The organism is Ruegeria sp. CDSB113 (assembly GCF_059611045.1).
The window spans coordinates 113,702-134,510 of record NZ_JBXWOU010000006.1; the positions used below are offsets into that span (position 1 = coordinate 113,702).

Consider the following 20,809-nt stretch of genomic DNA (forward strand, 5'->3'; position numbering starts at 1 on the left):
CGGCATTGACTTTAGTTTCATATGTAACGATATTCGTTGCAAATGAAACAAAACGAGTCACGTGAGCGACATACTTCGGGAGAACACAATGGCTAAGGCATTCGCATCTCAGGGAGATTTGGGTGAAAAGACGATTAGCTTCACCGAAGTGGGTGAAGGGCTTTGGGCCTTTACTGCTGAAGGTGATCCCAATTCCGGCGTGATCATCGGCGATAATAGTGTCATGATTGTCGAAGCGCAGGCCACGCCGCGTCTGGCTGGCAAGGTGATTGAGAAGGTCCGTGAAGTTACCGACAAACCGATCACACATCTGGCGCTAACTCACTATCACGCGGTTCGTGTTCTAGGTGCTTCAGCATATGGCGCAGATCAGGTTCTCATGTCCGAAACAACCCGGGCGCAGGTTGTCGAGCGTGGTCAGGAAGATTGGGACAGTGAGTTTCAGCGTTTTCCACGTCTGTTCGAAGGCCATGAAAGCATTCCCGGACTGACCTGGCCCACCACGACCTTCAAGGATCGCATGAGCGTCTACCTTGGAAATCGACGCGTCGATCTTATGCATCTTGGTCGCGCTCATACTGCCGGGGACATCGTCATTCACGTCCCCGACCAGAACGTCATGTTTACCGGTGACATCGTCGAGTACCACTCGGCCTGCTATTGCGGCGACGGCCATTTCAACGATTGGGGTGGCACTCTGGACAATATCGCCGCATTTGACGTCGATGCTATCGCGCCCGGCCGCGGTGATGCTCTGCTCGGAAAAGACATGGTTGAAGCAGCAATCGAGTCCACCCGGGATTTTGTCGAAAGCACCTATCGCCCGGCCGCTCGTGTCGCCGCTAGCGGCGGCAGCCTGAAAGATGCCTGGGACGCTGTACGTGACGCGTGCGACCCGAAATTCGCTGACTACGCGATCTACGAACACTGCCTGCCGTTCAATGTTGCGCGCGCCTATGACGAAGCCCGCGGCATCGACACGCCACGTATCTGGACGGCGCAGCGGGATCTGGAAATGTGGGAGCAACTGCAAGGCTGAACGCCTGAAGGGAGGGGATTTTCCAATGTTTGATGACCGTTACACGCTCGCCTACAAGAGCTATCCATACGAGAAGTCGCCCGATCAGGATATTGACGCACCGGTGCGTCACCCGGTTGTGGTCATGGGCGGCGGGCCGATCGGAGTCGCCACAGCCCTGGACCTCGGCCGCCAGGGTATTCCGGTGGTTGTGCTTGATGATCATGAGGGCATCGGCATGGGCAGTCGGGCGATTTGTTTCGCAAAGCGCTGCCTGGAAGTGGCCGACCGCTATGGCTGCGGCGAACCGATGCTCGAAAAAGGCGTTGTCTGGAATCTCGGTAAGGTATTCCATCGCGATGACAAGGTATTCGAATTTAACCTGTTGCCGGAAGACGGGCATAAATACCCCGCCTTCATCAATCTGCAGCAGCCTTATTTCGAGCAATACATGATCGACCGTCTGCGCGAGCTGCAGGACAAGGGTGCCCCGATCCAGTTGCGCGGCAAGAACCGTGTGGACAGCGTCGAAGTACACGACGATCATGTCACCCTGAAGGTGATGACACCGGATGGACCTTACACGCTTGAAGCGGACTGGCTTATCGGTTGCGACGGCGCCAACTCACCGTTGCGCGGGATGCTTGGTCTCGATTTCAGCGGTCGCGTCTTTCAGGACAGCTTCCTGATTGCCGATATCAAACTGAAAGGCGATCTGAATTTCCCCACCGAACGCTGGTTCTGGTTTGAACCGACCCACGGCTCTGGCGCCTCAGCGTTGTTGCACAAGCAACCTGATGATGTCTGGCGGATCGACTTCCAGATCGGCTGGGATGTTGACCGCAAAGAAGAACTTAAAGAAGAGAATATCCGTCGCCGATTGGATGCGATGCTGGGGGATGTGGATTATGAAATGGTCTGGTCCTCTATCTACACCTTCCAGTGCAAGCGGATGGACAGTTTCCGCTCGGGGCGGGTGTTTTTTGCTGGTGATGCGGCGCACCAAGTCTCGCCCTTTGGTGCGCGTGGTGCCAATTCCGGCATGCAGGACGTGGACAATCTTGGCTGGAAACTAGGGTTGGTTATTCAAGGCAAAGCGCCGGAGAGCCTGCTTGACACCTACGATACCGAACGGGTTCACGGCGCGGACGAAAACATCCTGAATTCTACACGGTCCACCGATTTCATCACGCCGAAATCAGAAACCAGCCAGATCTTCCGCGATGCCGTGCTCAGCCTGAGCGGAACGTACGAATTCGCACGACCGATGGTCAACTCGGGTCGGCTCTCGGTTCCATGCGTGTACAGTGAATCGGGACTCAATTCCGCTGACGCACTGGCAGGCGGTCCCGAACGGACGCAGCCCGGCGCCCCCTGCCCTGATGCCCCGTTGGGCGATGAATACCTGTTGTCGAAGCTGGGTGATGAGTTCATCCTTTTGACAATCGATGCAGAAGCACCTGGAATTCTTGAAGAGGACGGCATCACGGCACGCCGCCTGGCTCTTTCAACCCGCGACGACCCGACTGGTCAGCTCAGGAAACGCTATCTCGGCGAAGCCAGTTCGGCGGTCTACCTGATCCGCCCAGATCAGCATGTCGCCGCCCGCCGAGCGGAATACAACGAAACCCTGATGCGCACTGCCTTGCGCCGTGCGGCCGGTAAGGAAGTAAGTCAATGAGCGATCTGACCCTGACACCGAATATCGACGGAACCGACGATTTCTACGCCGACCTGCTGGCAACGCATGAGGGCAAGACCAAGGCCGAGAGCGATATAATCAACGCGAGGTTAATTCTGATCCTGGCCAACCACATCGGCGACCGGGGCGTCCTGAGGCAGGCGCTCAATGCCGCCGACATCACATAATCCAAGGGAGGATACCATGAATATCAAACTGAAGGGCAACACCCTGCTGCTCGCCGGCATTGCAACCGCTGCAATGTCTATCGCAACGACTACCGTGGCAGAGACCAAGCTTGCGCTTTCGAGCTGGCTGCCGCCGCGCCATCCAATCGTCGTTGAGGCAATCAAACCCTGGGCCAAGCAAGTGGAGGAAGTCACCGATGGCCGCGTGACCGTACGTGTGCTTGCAAAGCCCATGGGCCCGCCCCCGGCACATTACGACATGGCTGCCGAAGGTATCGCTGACATCACCTATGGCTTGCATTCCTTTACCACAGATGATCGTTTCACCCGCTCTCGGATCGGTCAGTTCTCGTTCATTGGTGACGATGCCGTTGCAGGTTCCAAAGCATTCTGGAATGTCTATTCCGGCCCGCTGGAGGCGCAGAAAGAACATGAGGGCACCAAGCTTCTGGGGCTATTCGTGCACGGCCCCGGTATGTTGCACAACAACGTCCGCAAGATTGAGACAACGGACGATTTCGCAGGCCTGAAGATCCGCGTGCCCGGCGGCTATATCTCGGATCTGATGTCCGGTCTCGGCTCCACAACGCTCTTCATGTCTTCGGGTGAGGTGTATGAAAAGCTCTCGCGCGGAGTAATCGATGGCGTGACGTTCCCCTACGATGCGCTGGCTGCGTTCAAGCTAACCGAAGACGTCAAGTACACGATGCAAGTCCCCGGCGGCATCTACAACACCACTTGGTTCATGGTCATGAACGAAGACAAATGGAACGAGATCTCTGAAGAGGATCAGGCAGCCATCGAGGCGATTTCCGGTGAAGCCTTTGCCGCACTGGTTGGCGAAGCTTGGGTCGGCGCAGACGAGAAAGGCAGCGCCGCGGCCGAAAAGGCCGGGATCGAAATCTACGAAGCGCCAGCCGAAGTCGTTGATGCGATCAAATCACAAGCAGCAGATGCCGAAACAGCGTGGTCCGAAGCCATCTCGGCGGACGGCTATGACGGCGCTGCGGCACTGGAAGAAATGCGCAAACAAGCTGGCGTGGACTTCTGATCCATGGAGCGGCTTCGCCATCGTTTCCCCGACCAGCCCCCTGATGAGGGGCTGGACATCGGGCTGCTGCTCGACAGATCTCTGGGTGTCGGGGCCGCACTGATCCTGTTCAGCCTCGTCCTCATCACCTGTGTGGATGTGGTTGGGCGATACCTGTTCAACGCACCACTTTCCGGCGCCTTCGAACTCACTGAAATACTGCTGGCAGCGCTCGTTTTCCTTGCCTTGCCACTGACGACAGAGCGCCGTGAACATGTCGAGGTCGACCTGCTGAATCTGGCGCTTGGACGCAAGACGCAACGTCTTTTGTCTGCGTTTGCAGGCCTGTTCTCTGCTGCCCTGTTAGCCACCTTTTCTTGGCGGCTTTTCACCCATGCGGCCAAGGCCGCACATGACGGCGCGGTGACCAACGCGCTTGAGATTCCACTGGCACCATTCGGCTATCTAGCTGGGGTCTCCTGCATGGTTTCGGCGTTCATCGCATTCCTACGCGGATTACAACCGCCCATCGAACACGACACCGATCAAGATCACCTAGAGGGCGCCCCATGATTGAATCTCTGATCGGCTTTGCGATCCTACTGGGACTTATACTACTGCGCGTGCCCATCGCCTTCGCAATGGCGGCCGTAGGCGGCTTTGGGTTTGCCTATATGCGTGGTTGGGAGCCTGCCTGGGCTATGACAGGGCAAGTGGCCTTTGACACTTCTTTGTCTTACTCCCTTTCGGTCATCCCTCTGTTCATCTTCATGGGCAATGTGTTGGCCGGCTCAGGCGTGGCACACGGGCTGTTCGCCGGTGCCGATCGGCTTTTTGGCAGGCTGCGCGGCGGACTTGCCATGGCTTCGGTCTTTTCTTGCGGCGGTTTCTCCGCGGTGTGCGGCTCGTCCCTGGCCACTGCTGCCACGATGTCAAAAGTCGCCATGCCTTCAATGCGTCGTTTTGGCTATGATGACCGGCTGGCGACAGGCTCTATCGCCGCGGGTGGGACACTGGGCATTTTGATCCCGCCTTCGGTGATCCTGATCATCTACGGCCTGTTGACCGAAACCAATATTGCCAAGCTTTTTATCGCGGGAATTCTGCCAGGTATCATTGGTGTGCTGTTTTATCTTGGCGCGGTCATGGTTGCGGTACGGTTAAACCCCTCTCTGGCTCCGGAGGAGGAAAACACCGAACCGATGAGCCGGGCTGACGTCATAGGCGTCATCTGTGTGCTGGGCCTTTTTCTCTTCATCATGGTTGGCATTTATGGTGGGTTCTTCACACCAACTGAGGCGGCCGGAATGGGTGCAGGTGCTTCGATCCTGATCGCCATTGCTCTCAGGACGATGACCTGGCGCAGCTTTTTCGCAGCAACGCTGGATTCGATCCGGGCTACTGCCATGATCTTTGCTGTGATCATCGGTGCCGAGCTGTTCACCAACTTCATAAACTACGCCGGACTGCCGGATGCCCTATCAGGCTTTGTTGTCGACAATGAATTGCCGGTCTGGGCAGTCATTGTGTTCATCATGCTGACCTACATGGTGCTTGGTTGTGTGCTTGAAAGCCTGTCGATGATCCTGCTGACAGTGCCGGTCTTTTACCCACTGATGTTTGAGCTTGAGTTTGCCAATGAACTCCTGCTCGATCCCGAAAACGCCCTGATCTGGTTCGCCATTGTCGTTGTTGTGGCCACTGAAATCAGCCTGATCACACCCCCCGTCGGTATGAATGTCTTCGTGCTGAAGGGCGTGTTGCAAGATGTCTCACTCGGAACGATCTTTCGCGGCGTGCTGCCATTCTGGATCGCGGACATCCTGCGGCTGACCCTGCTCATCCTTGTACCCTCCCTGTCACTCTGGCTGGTGGGGTTGATGTGAACGCCTGAGGCGACCGTACGTTGCCTTGGCCTTGAAAACTGCACTCTCGGAAAGGAGAAATCGATGAAAATCGAGAAGATCCATCACGTCGCTTACCGCTGCAAAGACGCAAAAGAGACGGTCGAATGGTATGGAAAAATGCTGAACATGGACTTCATCCTGGCCATCGCCGAGGATCATGTCCCATCTACGCATGAGCCGGACCCCTACATGCATCTGTTTTTGGACGCCGGGAATGGGAATGTTCTGGCCTTCTTCGAGCTGCCCACGAAGCCGGAAATGGGCCGGGATCCCAATACCCCGATCTGGGTGCAGCATATCGCCTTCAAGGTGAAGGATCGCGAAACGCTGCTTCAGTTCAAGGATCATCTGGAAGCCAATGGCGTCGAAGTGCTCGGCGTGACCGACCATTCGATTTTCCACTCTATCTACTTCTTTGATCCTTCCGGCCATCGTATCGAACTGGCCTGCCCGGACCCGGAAGAAGAAGCGCTGCTGAAGCGCATGGACGAAGTGAAATGGCTTATGTTGGACGAGTGGTCGAAGACCAAGAAAGCTCCGAAACATGCCGATTGGCTGCATGCCAAGGAACTCAACAAGTCTGCCTGACGGGCGTCCCGTGCCGGATGGGTTTCCGGCGCGGGAACCTATCTTTGGCAAAATCCGAGACGGTTTACCACAAAACAAGGAAGTCATGAAACTATACGGCTATTGGCGCTCGACGACCTCTTTCCGGGTCCGGATCGCACTGAATCTCAAGGGTGTTTCCTATGAAACGGTTCCGGTCAACCTTGTTGCCGGAGAGCAACGCGCGCCGGACTATGTCGCGCTGAACCCCGGGAAGGGCGTCCCTACGCTGATCCTTGAGGACGGTCGTGTACTCACCCAATCACTTGCGATCATCGATTATCTCGACGCCACCATACCCGAACCTCCGTTCCTGCCGGAGGACCCGTTCGAGCGTGCGCGGGTACAGGCTGCGGCCCATACCATCGCAATGGACATACATCCGGTTAACAACCTTAGAGTCACCGCGCATCTGAAGTCCCGGTACGGGCTTACGGCTGAGGATGGGATCGAGTGGTTCCGGCATTGGATGACCGAAGGTTTCCATGCCTACCAAGCGCTTTTGCCAGCTAGCACCACCTTCAGTTTTGGTGACAAGCCGGACCTTGCCGATATCTGCCTTGTCGCACAGCTTTACAATGCACATCGCTGGGGCGTCGATATGGCTCCATTCGACCGTCTGCTTGAGATCGAAAAACGCGCATTCACCCTGCCCGCTTTCGACGCCGCCCGACCTGAAAATCAGCCCGACGCCTCCTGAGAGAAATACACTGGCAGACCTCATTCTCTTCTAGGTCGACGGTGTCAACTCGGCCGAGATGGCAATGCCCTTCCGCGTCACCGATTACACGGATTTCTACACCGGTCGACAGCCAGCGCTCCATATGGCTTGAGTTGCGCAGATTGGCTTATGTACCTATGTCACCGACGCGGCCTTAAGCAGCGCAGTCACGCCTCGGTCCAGTGCTGCACGGTCCTCGGCCGACATGGAATTCAGCATCCCTTGCGCGCAAGCATCGACTTGTGGCAGCAACTGTTCGAAACGCCGATGGCCTTCCGGCGTACAATAATAAACCCTTATCCGGCGATCTTCTTCGGAAATTGCTCTGGTTATCAAACCTTTATCGTCAAGCCTCTGCGCGGCCCGGCTGACTTGAACCTTGTCCAGAGTGGTGCGTTGCGAGAGTTCAAGAGAGGTCAGGCTTTTGGCATTGGCAAGTAGAAAAAGCAGGCGCCATTCCTCCCGTGATAGCCCGAATTCGCGCTGGTATACTTCCGTGAGTTTTCGTGAGAACGCTTCGGACGCCACGGCGAGGCGATAGGGAAAGAAGGAATCTAGTTGCATACGAAACTATATGTCCGCTTTGTTTCACATGCAACGAATTTTCCTGCACTGATCTTCGCCATCTTAACGCTGGTTGTTTTGCACACTACAAGCCGAAGTTGACGAAATCGCGGTTCCCAGTGTTTTGATTCTGTTGCGAAGTATTTTCTGCTTGCAAGAAAACTGCGGATCCGCTGGATCAAGGGTCCGGATCGGCAATCTGCTGAGTCGGACAGATTCCCAGCGTGAACCGACCTTTGCAAAAATTAGCAGTTCTGCAACGCAAAATCCCAAAAGCGAAAGTTGATCGTTATGTCAGCTTCAGCTGCCAAGAATGGTCAACACAAGCCTTGGTTATAGGCACGCACCGAGACTAGCTGAAACACTGGATCCGGAAGTGCCGCAAAAACTATTAGCATTCTTGCAGAATACTTTTTACCATGCGGTCAAATTTGGGGGGAGGTGGATGCTCGATATAATCATCAGACAGGCCAGCCTGCCGGATGGCAGCGGGCCGGTGGATATCGCGATCAAGGCAGACCGAGTTGCGGAAATTGCGCCTGATATCAAGGCTGAGGCGCATGAAGAGATTCAGGCGGCTGGGCGATTGGTTTCCCCTCCTTTTACGGACCCGCACTTCCATATGGACGCGACCCTAAGCCTCGGGTTGCCGCGTATGAATGTCTCGGGCACGCTTTTGGAAGGCATCGCACTTTGGGGTGAGTTGAAGCCCCTGCTGACACCCGAAGCCGTGATTGAGCGGGCCATGCGCTATTGCGACCTTGCCGTGTCGCAGGGGCTGCTAGCCATCCGTTCGCATGTGGATGTTTCATCCACTCCATTGGTGGGCGTTGAAGCGCTCTTGGAGGTACGTAAACAGGTTGCCCCCTATATCGACCTGCAACTGGTGGCATTCCCGCAAGATGGCCTTTACCGATCAGAAAACGCAGAGAGAAACCTGATCCAGGCGCTCGATATAGGTGTCGATGTCGTGGGCGGGATCCCGCATTTTGAACGCACGATGTCGGAAGGGGCTCGATCGGTTACAAGACTGGCCGAGATAGCGGCGGACCGGGGCCTGATGCTGGACCTGCATTGCGACGAAAGCGACGATCCGATGTCTCGCCACGTAGAAACGTTGGCCTTTGAGACCACGCGCCTTGGGCTTGGGGGCCGTGTAACTGCAAGCCACGTCACTGCGATGCATTCTTATGACAATTACTATGCATCGAAGCTAATCCCGCTCATCGCAGAAAGCGGTATGAACGTGGTACCCAATCCACTGATCAATATCACGCTGCAAGGGCGTTCGGACACCTATCCGCGCCGCCGAGGCCTGACCCGTGTGCCAGAGTTGCGCTCGGCCGGTGTAAACGTTGCCTTCGGGCAAGATTGCACAATGGACCCGTGGTATTCGCTCGGGTCCGCCGACATGCTGGAAGTGGCTCATATGGGTGTGCACGCGGTACCGATGACATCCCGAGAAGCGATGGAATGGGCATTCACATCGGTAACCCAAAATGGCGCCAAAGCCATGGGCCTGCCCGACCCGACAATCCGCGAGGGCGGCCCTGCCAATATGGTTGTGCTGCAGGCGCGTGATCCCATTGAAGCTGTTCGCATGAAAGCCACCCGCCTTGCCGTGATCAAAAACGGGAAGGTGTTGGCCCGTACAGAACCCCGAATGGCCGCGCTTTCGTTGCCCGGCCGCCCCACGACCCTGGATCCCGCAGATTACGCGCCCAGGCCCAATACTCAGGAAGCTTAAGAACAAAAACAATTGCCACCAACAGAAGAGGATCTACCAATGAAACTCACCACAACCCGCCGTCAACTGATGGTCGGCGCTGCGGCCACAATGGCCCTGCCGGCTTATGTCCGTCGCGTGAACGCACAATCTGCGACCCGAGTCGCTGGCGTGCATATGTCCCCGGTCGAAAACGCGTGGAACAGTCGTATCCACGTTGCGATGCAGGAGGCCGCCGACGCTGGTCTGATCGAGTATGAGTTCTCAGAGGGTGTGGCTCCGACTGACTATCCCCGCGCGATGCGCGAGTATGCCGAAGGTGGTGCGCAAATCATTTGGGGCGAATCCTACGCCGTGGAACGCGAAGCACGCGAAGTGGCGGGCGATTACCCGGATACCGCTTTCCTCATGGGCTCTTCCGGTGGGCCGGAAGGGGACAATTTCGGCGTCTTCGGCACCCGCAACCACGAGGCGGCCTATTTGGCCGGGATGCTTGCAGGCCAAATGTCAGAAAGCAATGTCTTTGGTTCGGTCGGCGGTTATCCAATCCCCGAAGTGAATCTGTTGATCAATGCCTTCCGAATGGGGGTGACCGAGGCGAACCCGGATGCCACCTTCGTCAACGGCTTTATCGGAGCATGGTTTGATCCGGCTCGCGCGCAAGAAGCTGCGATTGCCCAGATCGATGCGGGCGCGGATGTCCTGTTTGGTGAGCGCATTGGCACTGCGGATGCCGCCCAAGCGCGGGGCGTGAAGGCTATCGGTTCGCTTATTGACTATACGCCTCGCTATCCAGGCACAGTCTTTGCCAACGCGATCTGGAATTACGGTCCTACTATTGAGGCCATCGTAGCGGACGTTCAAGCCGGTAATCCAACGGGGCGCAACTACACGGAATATTCCTTCATGGCCCATGGCGGCAATGAGTTGATCTATGTCGCCGATGAAGTGCCTGCTGACGCCATCCCCGCGATGGAGGCCAAACAGGCCGCGATCCAATCCGGCGAATGGGATGTTCCGATCGACGAAAGCGAGCCCTCCTGATCCCGCGGGCTTTGACGTGACCGATGCCACGGCTCTTGCGGCCGCCATTACGGCAGGGCAGATCACTGCCGTCGACGTGATGGAGGCAAGCCTTTCTGCCTGCCACGCGCAGGCGGATTTGGGGGCCGTGGCATTTCTGGACGAAGACATGGCGCGCGTCGGGGCAAGGGCAGCAGACGCATTGCCATCTGACCAGCGCGGTCCATTTCATGGGGTTCCGTTTTTGGTCAAAGACCTCGGTGGTTTCGCAAAAGGGCTACCCGCTGCGGCAGGATCCGCAACAATCCGCGCACAAGCGCGTAAACCCGAAGGTGACAGCCACCTGTTGCAAGATTTGCACCAAACCGGCTTGATCCCTTTTGGCTTAACTACAACACCCCCATTCGGCCTTTCCCTGACATGCGAACCAGATGGCATGGCTGCGACCCGAAATCCATGGAATCCCACGTTGACACCCGGTGGTTCATCTGGCGGCGCTGCGGCTGCGGTTGCAGGTGGTATCGTTGCCATTGCTCATGCCACGGATGCAGCCGGATCTATCAGAGTACCTGCAGCGTGTTGTGGTTTGACCGGGCTCAAGCCATCGCGTGGTGCGGTGCCCGGAGGCCCTGATTTTGCCAATCACCTGATGGGCATAGCGTCTGAGTTGATCCTGGCGCGATCGGTCCGTGACGTGAAGACCGCCCTTGATGCTGTTGTCCAACCTATGGCCCCGGTGCACTTCCCAAAACGTCCCCGTGTCGCGGTGGCATCGCCGGATCGTTGTGAACCTGATCAGCGCAAGGCTGCGGAAGGTGCTGCCGACGCGCTGCGCGACGCAGGCTGTGAAGTGCATGATGTTCGTGCCCCAGACCGGATTGGGGCTGAGGCTCATGAAATCGCCCGAACCATACTGGCTGTTTCGTTGGCTGAGTGGCTGACCGCACTCAAGATCTCTGACGACCAGGTTCCACCGCTCGCGGCCGCCATGGCTACTGAGGGTCGTGCGACACCTGCTACCGCGATTTTTGCGGCCTCGCGACAGCTGGCACGCCTGACAAATCGCTCCCGCAAGCTTTTTAAATCCGCCGATGCCATCCTGATGCCGGTCCTCTCCTCTGCTCCGCCCGTTGTCGGCACTTTGGATCTGTCTGGCACTTCCCCCGATGAACACATGGCGCGGCTGGAGGCTTTTGCCCCAAACGCCGCGCTTGCCAATGTTGCGGGCTTGCCAGCCTTGGCGCTGCCTTTTGGCATGGCAAATGACCTTCCTCTCGGTGTGCAACTGATTGGTCCCACCGGCGCCGATTTCGCACTACTAAAACTCGGTGCACTTATCGAGACCCGTGCGCCCGCACTTTCCTTTCCGTCCCCAATCGCAGGCCTACCCGCATGACCAAGGTTCTGGAGCTTCACGGCATCACTAAGCGTTTTGGAACGCTTACCGCAAATGATGATGTGACCCTGACACTGGCGGAGGGGGAAATCCTTGCGCTTCTGGGTGAAAACGGCGCAGGCAAGACGACGCTGATGAATATACTGTTCGGCCATTACGCAGCCGACGCAGGCACTGTCAGGGTGTTCGGCGAGGAACTGCCTCCGGGACTGCCGCGCGCAGCGATCGAGGTGGGTGTGGGAATGGTTCACCAGCACTTCACGCTTGCGGGCAACCTCACCGTTCTTGAAAACGTCATGCTTGGCTCCGAACCCTTGACGCGTGCGCGTTCCGCTCGTGGCGAGGCGCGCAAAAAGTTGTTGCAGATCGCAGAGCGGTTTGGCCTGCCCGTGAACCCCGAGGCCAAGGTTCGCTCGCTTTCCGTGGGCGAGCGCCAACGGGTCGAAATTCTGAAAGCGCTCTATCGTGACGCGCGCATATTGATCCTGGATGAACCTACCGCCGTTCTGGCCCGGCCCGAGGCGATGCGCCTGTTCGAGACCCTGCGCGACATGACGAAAGAGGGTCTCTCACTTATCTTCATCAGCCACAAACTGCATGAGGTCATGGCTGCCTCAGACCGTGTGGTAGTGCTTCGTGGCGGCAAGATGGTTGCAGAACGCAAAACCTCTGAAACCAACCCCGGTGAGCTGGCGGAACTGATGGTTGGCCGCAAAGTGGAACGGCCCGTGCGCCATGACCATGAGATTGGAGCGCCGGTCCTGATTGCAAATAATGTACTCGTGGAAGAGGACGATGAAATGCGGCTGGATGACGTGTCATTCACCGTCCATGCTGGTGAAATCCTTGGTATCGTCGGCGTTTCAGGCAATGGTCAGGCATCGCTCGGCGGGCTGCTATCTGGATTGGTTCACCCAAGCGCCGGGCAGCTGACACTTCTGGACGAAGATATCGGCCATCTGGGGCCGCGCGGCATGATCCGTGCGGGGGCTGGTAGAGTGCCGGAAGACCGACACGCGGAAGGCGTAGTAGGCGAGTTGAGCCTGTGGGAAAATGCAGTGCTCGAACGGCTGCGCACACCAGAGTTTTCGCGCCGCGGCTTTGTCCGGCAAGGCGCCGCGCGCGCGTACACCTCAGGGCTGATCGAACGTTTTGATATCCGTGGTGCCAGTCCCGACACGCGAACAAGGCTGTTGTCTGGCGGCAATATGCAAAAGCTGATCCTCGGTCGGGTCCTGACCAACGGACCGCGTTTTGTGCTCGCCAACCAGCCGACGCGCGGCCTTGATGAAGGGGCAATTGCCGCCGTTCATGCCGAGCTTTTGGCGGCACGAGCCGAAGGTGCTGCGATCCTACTTATCTCGGAAGAACTGGAAGAAGCCGTGGCCCTGTCAGACCGGATCCAGGCCATCGTCAAAGGGCGCTTGTCAAAGCCCATATCCGCCGACGAGGCTGACCCGCAACGCCTTGGCCTGATGATGGCGGGTGTCTGGAAGGAAGATGATGATGCGGCTTGAACGACGCACACATGTACCGCTGTACCTTGTGGTCATTGCGCCGCTGGCCGCGATCTTTACCGCATTGCTTCTGGCTGCGGGTCTCATCGCCGCTGCTGGGGTAAACCCGCTCACGGCGTATGGCGAAATGCTGACCGGTGCGCTTGGCTCACGCCTTTCGATCACCGAGATGCTGACCCGCGCCACACCGCTCATTTTCACAGGGCTTGCTGCGGCAGTCGCCTTCCGTGCAAGGCTTTGGAACATCGGAGGTGAGGGACAGTTCTTTGTTGGTGCGCTGGTCACCGCTTGGATCGGGCATTCGCTCGGGGTTCCGGGATGGATTGGTATTTCACTTTTGATGCTGGCAGGCATGGCTGCGGGCGCGGCTCTTTTGGCGGGACCTGCCTATTTACGCCTGCGTTTTGGGGTAGATGAGGTGGTGACGACCCTTCTGCTAAACTTCATTGTTATCCTGTTCGTAGGCCTCATGATTGAAGGTCCGATGCGCGATCCGTTGGCTTTTGGGTGGCCCTCTTCTGTGCCCGTAGACGGGGATTTTCGTCTGCCGGATCTGATCCCGCGCACGCGTCTGCATATCGGGCTGCTTTTTGCCATCGCAGCAGCAGGTGCCGTTTGGCTGATCCTGGCGCGCAGCGTTTTTGGTGCTGAAACGCGCGCCGCAGGTTTGAACGCCAGTGCCGCCGCCTTTGCCGGAATATCCCTACCCCGAACGATCATGGGCGTAGCTCTGCTTTCGGGCGCCTTGGCAGGGCTCGCCGGGTCTGTCGAGGTCATGGGTGTTACAGCAGGGGTCACCACCACCATGAGCCCCGGTTTTGGCTATGCAGGCATCGTAGTCGCAATGCTCGCCGCCTTGCATCCGGCCGGGGTCGTTGCTGCCGCTGTTTTCGTTGCTACAGTCTTCGTCGGGGCCGACGCCATGAGCCGCGCGACCGGTGTTCCCAGTTTCATCGCTGATGTGATTGTAGCGCTCTGCCTGCTCACCATGATCGTGGCCCTTCTTTTCACAACCTACCGGGTGCGCCGATGAGTGATGCAATTGATCTGCTGCTGAATACCAGCCTGTGGGCTTCCGTGTTGCGTATTGCCACGCCACTCATATTCGGTGTCCTTGGCGCATTGCTCTGCGAACGTTCGGGTGTGCTCAATCTGGGGATCGAAGGGATCATGACCATGGGCGCGATGAGCGGTTGGCTTGCCGTCTACATGGGCGCTCCTTTGCTCGTGGGCCTGATGATTGCGGCCCTTTGCGGCGCGGTGATGGGCTTGCTGCACGCCATGCTGACGGTTCCGCTTGGGCTTTCGCAACATGTATCGGGGCTTGGTATTACGCTGTTTGCATCCGCTTTGGCCTATTACCTTTATAGGCTACTTGTCGAAGTGGGTGACCTTCCCCCAACGATCGAGGCTTTTCAACCGCTAAACGTTCCAGGGCTATCCGACATACCTATTCTCGGCCCGATCCTGTTTTCCCAAGCCCTTCCGACTTACTTGGCGCTCTTTGCTGTGGCAGCGATGGCTTATGTTCTTGCCCGTACACCGCTGGGGCTGGCCATTCGTATGACTGGTGAAAACCCGCATGCGGTTGAGGCACAGGGGTTGAACCCCATCCGCATCCGCATCGGCGCAGTTGTTGTCGGATCGGCTTTGATGGCGGTGGGCGGGGCTTTCCTGACGACAACGGCGTTTAACAGCTTTTTCCCGGGTATGGTTCAGGGGCGTGGCTGGATTTGCATTGCGCTGGTCGTCTTCGCCAGCTGGCGGCCCGGCAAGGCGCTGGTTGGCGCCGTATTATTCGCATTCTTTGATGCATACCAGCTGCGGTTGCAGACTGCGATTGAAGGCGTACCCTACCAGCTCTTCCTGATGGCGCCTTACGTACTTTCCATCGTCGCGCTCGTCCTTGTCGCCCGCAGAGCTGAAATACCTGCGGCGTTGATGGCACCATATCGGCGCGGTGAACGTTAGCGGCATTCGTTCACGCATATTGGCCGGCACCAACGAAACTCCCAGAAAGAGTATTGGTTCAAGGCGGCCTTAAAAACAGGGTATTCGACATTTGACCGAAATCCGGACGCTTCCGAGCGCGCCAGTTTTATTGGCCATCAGACGCAATGCAACAGCTCAGATAGAACCCCAGTTCATAGGTATCCTGAATGTCTGCTTCCAACTGTTGGTACTGACGGGCTCGCTACCGCAGAGAACGGCTGCTTCCGTCCTGACGACCCAAAGTAGTAAACGCCCATTGCGGACCTTCGCGCGGAATGTTGGTTGCTGTCTCGCAGCTCCCCAAAAGTGGACATTGAAAGGCGTTTGTTGAAAATTGAACAGCTCGAAACAAAGCAAAGAGTCGATTACACATCCAGAATGGCTTTCAGGTGGCCGGGTCAATGAATTTACCTAGCCACCTTGGATTCAGAAACCTAGTTCCGTTGCACTGCTATCTAAGGGCGTCCGATTGGCGGTTTGTTGGGGTTATCTTTCCATTCTTTGAACTCCAAGGCTCCTCTGGTGGCTTCCGCAAAGGCATCGAGGTACTGACCTGCAAACATGTCTTGAACTTTCTATTCTGCGTCCTGTTTGATAGTTTCATCAATGACGTCAATGAGCGTGTTCGTATCGATAAAGCCGTTGTTTTGAGCCGCGCGGGCAGGCTGGAAATGCGCCTCGCCATCTAAGTAGAAATCACCGCTGGCTTTTTGTGACTGAAGAAGTTTCCCACTCATGTCGCCAGCCCCGGTGCCCGGATTCTGCATGGTCTCAAGCGGAGAAGAATTTGTGGTATGATTGACAGCTTCACCACTGACGGTCGGCAATTTCTTGGGGCTCCCCCCATATTGCGTCGCGTCCAATGGTGAGAGGTTAGCAATGAGGTTGACAACTTTTCCGACGACGGTTGTTGTGGTGTCCTCGCCTTGGCGTGCCGCGTCACGGGATTTTTCAGAATGGCCAATTTGTGCACTATGATGGGCAGCGCCGGCAAAGTGTTGACCCGGACTTGCCATGGCGGATCCTGTGGTCAGTGTGATCACCAGAGCCGGTGAAACAATGAGTTTTTTGATTGTGCTGAAGCGTTCCATTTTTTTGATCTCCTTATCTTGCGGTCACATCTCCAACCTAGGCACGCGACGGCTTTGGGTATTGAGAGGGGAGCTCAGTATTTTGCTGATTCCCGTCAAATCGCCGCAATGCCACCCGGCCGCCCTTGTGGCAGCGAGCAAACGATTGCTTGGCGTCGCTTTTGCACCCTGTCTATTTCCGCACAGAACCCAAGACGCCCCGGGTTTAGGGGGGGTAAAATGTCGGACCGCGTATCAACATGAATGAAAACCAAACTAGTTCTGATAGCCAAACTTGGAGTATTCCAGGCTTCGGCGCGCATTACAAAGCTAAGCTGCTGGACCACCGTGGTTCACGGTATTGCAGCGCTTCTGAGATCGACCAACCTACCCTTTGATTTACATGAAACCCCTCCGAATTTTGTTGATGTTCGCAACTAACTCCGCCTTCTGGAGCTCGCGATCGAAGAGACCGGAGACCTCCTGTTCCCGAAAGCGGACGTTAACCTGTTCAAGTTCTCATGAGAGAGCTGGTGATTGTAGCAAGCCAGGAAATGCAGCATCCAATTGGTTTATTAGCAGCGTGATATCGTCTACATCATCGTTTCGACTGCCAATGCGACCATCCGGCCTGATCCATAAAGCCGAGCGCACAGCAATACCCAACCGATTGTGACAATTCAGCTCTGGGTCGATCAGTAGCGAATTCTCATCGAAATCAAGCACTCTGCGCGCGGCTGCCCCTTCTGTGCTATGAGCGACTACGACCAGATCAAGCGCCTTATAGCTCACTTTGACAAGGTCAATTGCTGCTTTTACAAGTTGCTCGGCCTCCAATCCACCATCACTGATCAGAAGAAGAACTGTGTTGTACGGTGACGACAACGCACCTGAGAGAAAAACTGCAGAGCCGTTTGCTTTATATAGGCGTATGTCACCCGGTACAGGAGTTCCGGGGCCGGGCCCAATCGAAGGCTGCTCTCCAACAGAAATGCTGCTGTCTGCATAGTTCCCCATCACTGGTTCATACCCATTTCCACCGTTTTTCAGATAAGCCCAAAAATTCACTGAAAACCGTCGAATTGCGCGGCTTCTTTCAACCGGATCGCTGATGGACCAGAGGTCGTCGTTTTTTTGACCAACATCAATCATAGCGCGACCTGCGGGGCAGCGTTCACTTTCATAGGTGTCTAAAAGAGCATCATCGGCGTACCCAGAAACAACTGAGGCTAATTTCCACCCCAAATTCATTGCGTCCTGTATACCGGTATTCATTCCCGCAGCACTTCCTGCTGACATGGCATGACACGCATCCCCGCAGATTAGCACCCTTCCAACTCGGTAATCAGAAGCTAATCGAGCCGAACATTGAAAGCTGACATCTGAAATCGGTGGGCCGAGGCGCACGCCTGGCGCGACATCGCGCAGAATATTATTTAACGAAGTCCAACTGTCGTCACAGTGGTTCAACGAAAGAGAATATATTCTGAACGCCGATCTTGTCTGATAAATTGCGACCACAAGATGATCCAGATACAACATCCCGTGGTTTGCTTTGTATGGCCAACCTTCGATTTGCGCATCCAACACATGCCAGTGAAGGTCACTATCATGGCCTTCAAACCCAATACCAGCAGCTTGCCGTATTGTACTGTGCACGCCATCACAACCAATCAGCCAAGAGGTTTCGACCCTCTCTTCCTCACCGGCTCGGTTTTTCAAGACAGAGATGACTCCTTTCGCACTCTGTTCATAACGTACAAGCTCTAACCCGCGCTCGATAAGCACGCCCAGGCTCTCCAGCCGCGCGATCAGAATAGGGATCAGATCATCTTCGCCGAGATTGAGGTGCCATGGCCAACGCTCATCAGATGATATAGCAAGCGCTGCAGTTCTGCCTTCAAAGGATTGCTCCATAGACTGAACCGGAACACCTTGCTCGAATATCTGATCAAGGACACCCAACTGCTCTGCTGCATAAAACGTTGACGGCTTTACTACAAATGCGCGCGGTGTAGTTGGTGCGGATGTATCGCGGTCGATTATGCGCAGATCAATGCCGCGGCGCGCCAGTTCAATCGCTAGCACCAACCCGCTGGGCCCAGCACCAGAAACAAGTACGTCAGTCAATTGATCACTCCTTTTGCGGTTTTTTGCGCTATCTTGAGGAGCTCCGCAAATACATTGTCATTTAATCAATTGTTACCATTCATGTTGTACCGATTAGGAATGACGCCCGCTTGGGGCTGCGAACAGTCTATTGGGAGTCGCCACCTTTTCTCGTTCAAACCGCGTTTAGCTACCTGCCAAAAAGTGTTTTGCAGGTATTTTGGCGTAAGCCCCATCATAGAAAAAGTTCAACCAAACGGAATGACCATCGGAGTAGATATCTGAAACGCCGCGGGTATTTGATCCTGCGCCGAGCGAATGTACACCGCCTTCCGCATCCAACTGCATCAGCTTGAACGCCTGGTGTTCCTGATGCCCGCGGTAACCGCCGACAACCACTGTTCCATCTACAACCTCAATGGATTCAAGATTTCCAAATCCACCCGCCAGTTTTTCTGACAGGCCGGCCTCATCCAATTCTGAGATAAGATAAACAGCGCTATCCCAAGCGTCATCAGCACCCCATGATACCGCATAGATCTGGCCGTCAGTAATCTCGAATCTGGCAAGACCATTGATCTGAACATCTTTCAGAGTCGGTCGAATTTCTCCGGTGTTTGCCGACACAGTGACAAAACCCCCACGCCCAAAATCGCTGACAAGCAAAGTGGCATCGTTCAGCACCTCAACATCGTAGAAGAAAACACCTTCTTCGTTGTAACTCTTCCGCCAGTTGACCTCGCCTTCATGGGAAAGCGAGATGACTTGATTGCCATCCACAAGGACAATTTGTTTGCCAAGTTCAACCAACCCGGTCGGGTTGCGGAGGCCTTCGCCGTCGGAAAGAGTGATGCTTTCATGTGCGCCACTCAGTCCGAGTTTGTACAGTCCACCATTGGTGGCTTGGGACCCAAATTCCTCACCAGGTCCGCCAGGGCCAATAGAAATCGCATAGACGTCTGCCCCCAAAGGCAGGATTGCTTCGGTGAAGGGTGGCAGGCCACTGACTTGGATTTCCTCTGCAGCAACAGGTTGAACAATCGTCAAAGTTAACAAGGCGCTCAAGCATTTTGTCATTGTCAAAACTCTCTTTGAAACGGCCTGCCGTCGAGGCCATGCTACATTGCTCCACAACGGATGATCACGACCCAGAACTTGTGGATGGCTCGTGATCACCGCGTATCGGAGCAGCGTTAAAGACTGATCTGCTCACCCCGGAAATACGGGCCAAGAGCCGCAACGACACGGTCGATGGTCAGCGGGTCCTCATAGAATTGAAGCTGATTGGCACTATCGATCCAGTGAAGTGCTTTATGGGCCGAAGGGATCTGTTGATAGATTCTCTTCGGAATATCCGGGCCGCTGGCGGCTTTGTCACCGTGGACCATGAGAACCGGCAATGAGAGGCGCGATGCCGCGTCGCTGATCTGCCAGCCCCAAATTCCCGCTTCGCTCATTGCTGTAATCCGGTTTTTCCAACCACCGCGATGGAGAAACCACGGCGCTTCGTTGTCCCATGGCAGATACCACTCGGCGACGGCCGTGGCTGTCAACAGGGCTTCGGGGGAACCGACTATTGGAATATAGTCCACCGTACCGGTTTCGGAAAACTTCGCGGACGCCGCTGCTGACCGGTTCATGCGTGCCTCGACTGACACAGCATCGCCGAGATACATGATTGCCGTATCGGGGGTCAGGTAGTGACCGGCAACAATTCCAAGCGATGCGATCCGCTCGTCCTGAGCCGCAGCTTCAATCGCCCAATTCACGCCCTGACAAATTCTAAGGAGATGGAGTTGGCTTTGGTCAATCCCATCCTTTTCAGTAAGGAAATCGACAGCAGCGCGAAGATCTTCGATCTTGGCCTCACCGGATTCAAACCGGCGCGGCTCACCTGAACTAGCGCCGTGATTGCGCGGATCAAAGATCAAAACCGCAAGGCCCTGTTGTGCCAGCCTTGTGGCGTATTGTACTGGTGATTGCTCTTTTACAAACGCCACGGGGCCCATGATCGCCACTGCAGGATGCGAACCCTCTCCTGCAGGCAGGAAGAATTTGCCTGCAAGCGTTTCTAGGCCACTGGGGAATGACACATCGCGTACGTCGTACATGCCAGAAGCCCTGGGTTGTGCTGTGGCGTGCTTAGGTATGGTTGCTGGTATCGCTGCCGCGGCACCCCAGAGTGCCATCTGCCCGGCAAGAGTTCTGCGGGTTATGTGCATATTTACTTCTCCCTCAATCTCAGGGCTTTACGTGCATTG

At 56.0% G+C, this 20,809-nt stretch carries 19 protein-coding genes; 14 read left to right on the top strand and 5 right to left on the bottom strand.

Annotation, left to right across the window (positions count from 1 at the left end):
* Positions 1 to 88: 88 nt before the first annotated feature.
* The 8 genes from AC2FIS_RS12765 (at position 89) to maiA (ending at position 7,130) form a co-directional block, all read left to right on the top strand.
* The gene (locus tag AC2FIS_RS12765) at positions 89 to 1,039 is read left to right on the top strand and encodes an MBL fold metallo-hydrolase (protein ID WP_496773709.1); all 951 of its coding nucleotides are present in this window, start codon (positions 89 to 91) and stop codon (positions 1,037 to 1,039) included.
* A gap of 25 nt (positions 1,040 to 1,064) precedes the next feature.
* Positions 1,065 to 2,699, top strand: coding sequence for an FAD-dependent oxidoreductase (locus AC2FIS_RS12770; protein WP_496773711.1), 1,635 nt, complete (start codon positions 1,065 to 1,067; stop codon positions 2,697 to 2,699).
* A complete protein-coding gene (locus AC2FIS_RS12775; RefSeq protein ID WP_058274303.1) occupies positions 2,696 to 2,887 on the top strand; it encodes a DUF2783 domain-containing protein in 192 nt (63 codons plus the stop codon). Before AC2FIS_RS12770 ends, AC2FIS_RS12775 begins: the two co-directional genes overlap by 4 nt.
* A 16-nt stretch (positions 2,888 to 2,903) precedes the next feature.
* Positions 2,904 to 3,938, top strand: a complete 1,035-nt coding sequence (locus AC2FIS_RS12780) for a TRAP transporter substrate-binding protein (protein ID WP_282121001.1) — start codon at positions 2,904 to 2,906, stop codon at positions 3,936 to 3,938.
* Between the two features lie 3 nt (positions 3,939 to 3,941).
* A complete protein-coding gene (locus tag AC2FIS_RS12785; protein WP_082637164.1) occupies positions 3,942 to 4,490 on the top strand; it encodes a TRAP transporter small permease in 549 nt (182 codons plus the stop codon).
* A complete protein-coding gene (locus AC2FIS_RS12790) occupies positions 4,487 to 5,803 on the top strand; it encodes a TRAP transporter large permease (protein WP_496773712.1) in 1,317 nt (438 codons plus the stop codon). Before AC2FIS_RS12785 ends, AC2FIS_RS12790 begins: the two co-directional genes overlap by 4 nt.
* 63 nt (positions 5,804 to 5,866) lie before the next feature.
* Positions 5,867 to 6,412: a VOC family protein gene (locus AC2FIS_RS12795; protein ID WP_496773713.1), complete on the top strand. Its 546-nt coding sequence runs from the start codon at positions 5,867 to 5,869 to the stop codon at positions 6,410 to 6,412.
* An 85-nt stretch (positions 6,413 to 6,497) separates the two neighbouring features.
* Entirely contained in the window at positions 6,498 to 7,130 is a 633-nt protein-coding gene (maiA, locus tag AC2FIS_RS12800) for a maleylacetoacetate isomerase (RefSeq protein ID WP_496773816.1), read from the top strand.
* Positions 7,131 to 7,286: 156 nt separating this feature from the next.
* On the opposite strand, the gene AC2FIS_RS12805 is transcribed toward maiA, so the two are convergent.
* Entirely contained in the window at positions 7,287 to 7,715 is a 429-nt protein-coding gene (locus tag AC2FIS_RS12805; RefSeq protein ID WP_496773714.1) for a MarR family winged helix-turn-helix transcriptional regulator, read from the bottom strand.
* A 445-nt stretch (positions 7,716 to 8,160) separates the two neighbouring features.
* Between AC2FIS_RS12805 and AC2FIS_RS12810 the strand changes: the two genes are divergently transcribed.
* From AC2FIS_RS12810 to AC2FIS_RS12835, 6 genes are read left to right on the top strand one after another with little or no spacing between them, the layout of a single operon-like run.
* Entirely contained in the window at positions 8,161 to 9,462 is a 1,302-nt protein-coding gene (locus AC2FIS_RS12810; RefSeq protein ID WP_496773715.1) for an amidohydrolase family protein, read from the top strand.
* A 39-nt stretch (positions 9,463 to 9,501) separates the two neighbouring features.
* Entirely contained in the window at positions 9,502 to 10,485 is a 984-nt protein-coding gene (locus AC2FIS_RS12815; protein WP_496773716.1) for a BMP family protein, read from the top strand.
* Complete coding sequence (locus AC2FIS_RS12820; RefSeq protein ID WP_496773717.1) at positions 10,454 to 11,860, top strand: amidase; 1,407 nt, start codon at positions 10,454 to 10,456, stop codon at positions 11,858 to 11,860. The genes AC2FIS_RS12815 and AC2FIS_RS12820 overlap by 32 nt, the downstream gene beginning before the upstream one ends.
* Positions 11,857 to 13,377 carry an ABC transporter ATP-binding protein gene (locus AC2FIS_RS12825; protein WP_496773718.1) on the top strand — a complete coding sequence of 507 codons (1,521 nt, stop codon included), beginning with the start codon at positions 11,857 to 11,859 and terminating at the stop codon, positions 13,375 to 13,377. The genes AC2FIS_RS12820 and AC2FIS_RS12825 overlap by 4 nt, the downstream gene beginning before the upstream one ends.
* On the top strand, positions 13,367 to 14,410 hold the full coding sequence (locus tag AC2FIS_RS12830; RefSeq protein WP_496773719.1) for an ABC transporter permease: 1,044 nt from the start codon (positions 13,367 to 13,369) through the stop codon (positions 14,408 to 14,410). Before AC2FIS_RS12825 ends, AC2FIS_RS12830 begins: the two co-directional genes overlap by 11 nt.
* Positions 14,407 to 15,348: an ABC transporter permease gene (locus AC2FIS_RS12835; RefSeq protein WP_496773720.1), complete on the top strand. Its 942-nt coding sequence runs from the start codon at positions 14,407 to 14,409 to the stop codon at positions 15,346 to 15,348. Before AC2FIS_RS12830 ends, AC2FIS_RS12835 begins: the two co-directional genes overlap by 4 nt.
* A gap of 596 nt (positions 15,349 to 15,944) precedes the next feature.
* Here AC2FIS_RS12835 and AC2FIS_RS12840 read toward each other — a convergent pair.
* From AC2FIS_RS12840 to AC2FIS_RS12855, 4 genes are all read right to left on the bottom strand, one after another.
* Positions 15,945 to 16,460, bottom strand: coding sequence for a hypothetical protein (locus tag AC2FIS_RS12840; protein ID WP_496773722.1), 516 nt, complete (start codon positions 16,458 to 16,460; stop codon positions 15,945 to 15,947).
* A 498-nt stretch (positions 16,461 to 16,958) separates the two neighbouring features.
* On the bottom strand, positions 16,959 to 18,569 hold the full coding sequence (locus AC2FIS_RS12845; protein WP_496773723.1) for an FAD-dependent monooxygenase: 1,611 nt from the start codon (positions 18,567 to 18,569) through the stop codon (positions 16,959 to 16,961).
* Between the two features lie 165 nt (positions 18,570 to 18,734).
* Positions 18,735 to 19,358, bottom strand: a complete 624-nt coding sequence (locus tag AC2FIS_RS12850) for a hypothetical protein (RefSeq protein ID WP_496773725.1) — start codon at positions 19,356 to 19,358, stop codon at positions 18,735 to 18,737.
* 383 nt (positions 19,359 to 19,741) lie between these two features.
* Complete coding sequence (locus AC2FIS_RS12855) at positions 19,742 to 20,770, bottom strand: alpha/beta hydrolase (protein WP_496773726.1); 1,029 nt, start codon at positions 20,768 to 20,770, stop codon at positions 19,742 to 19,744.
* Positions 20,771 to 20,809 lie beyond the last annotated feature (39 nt).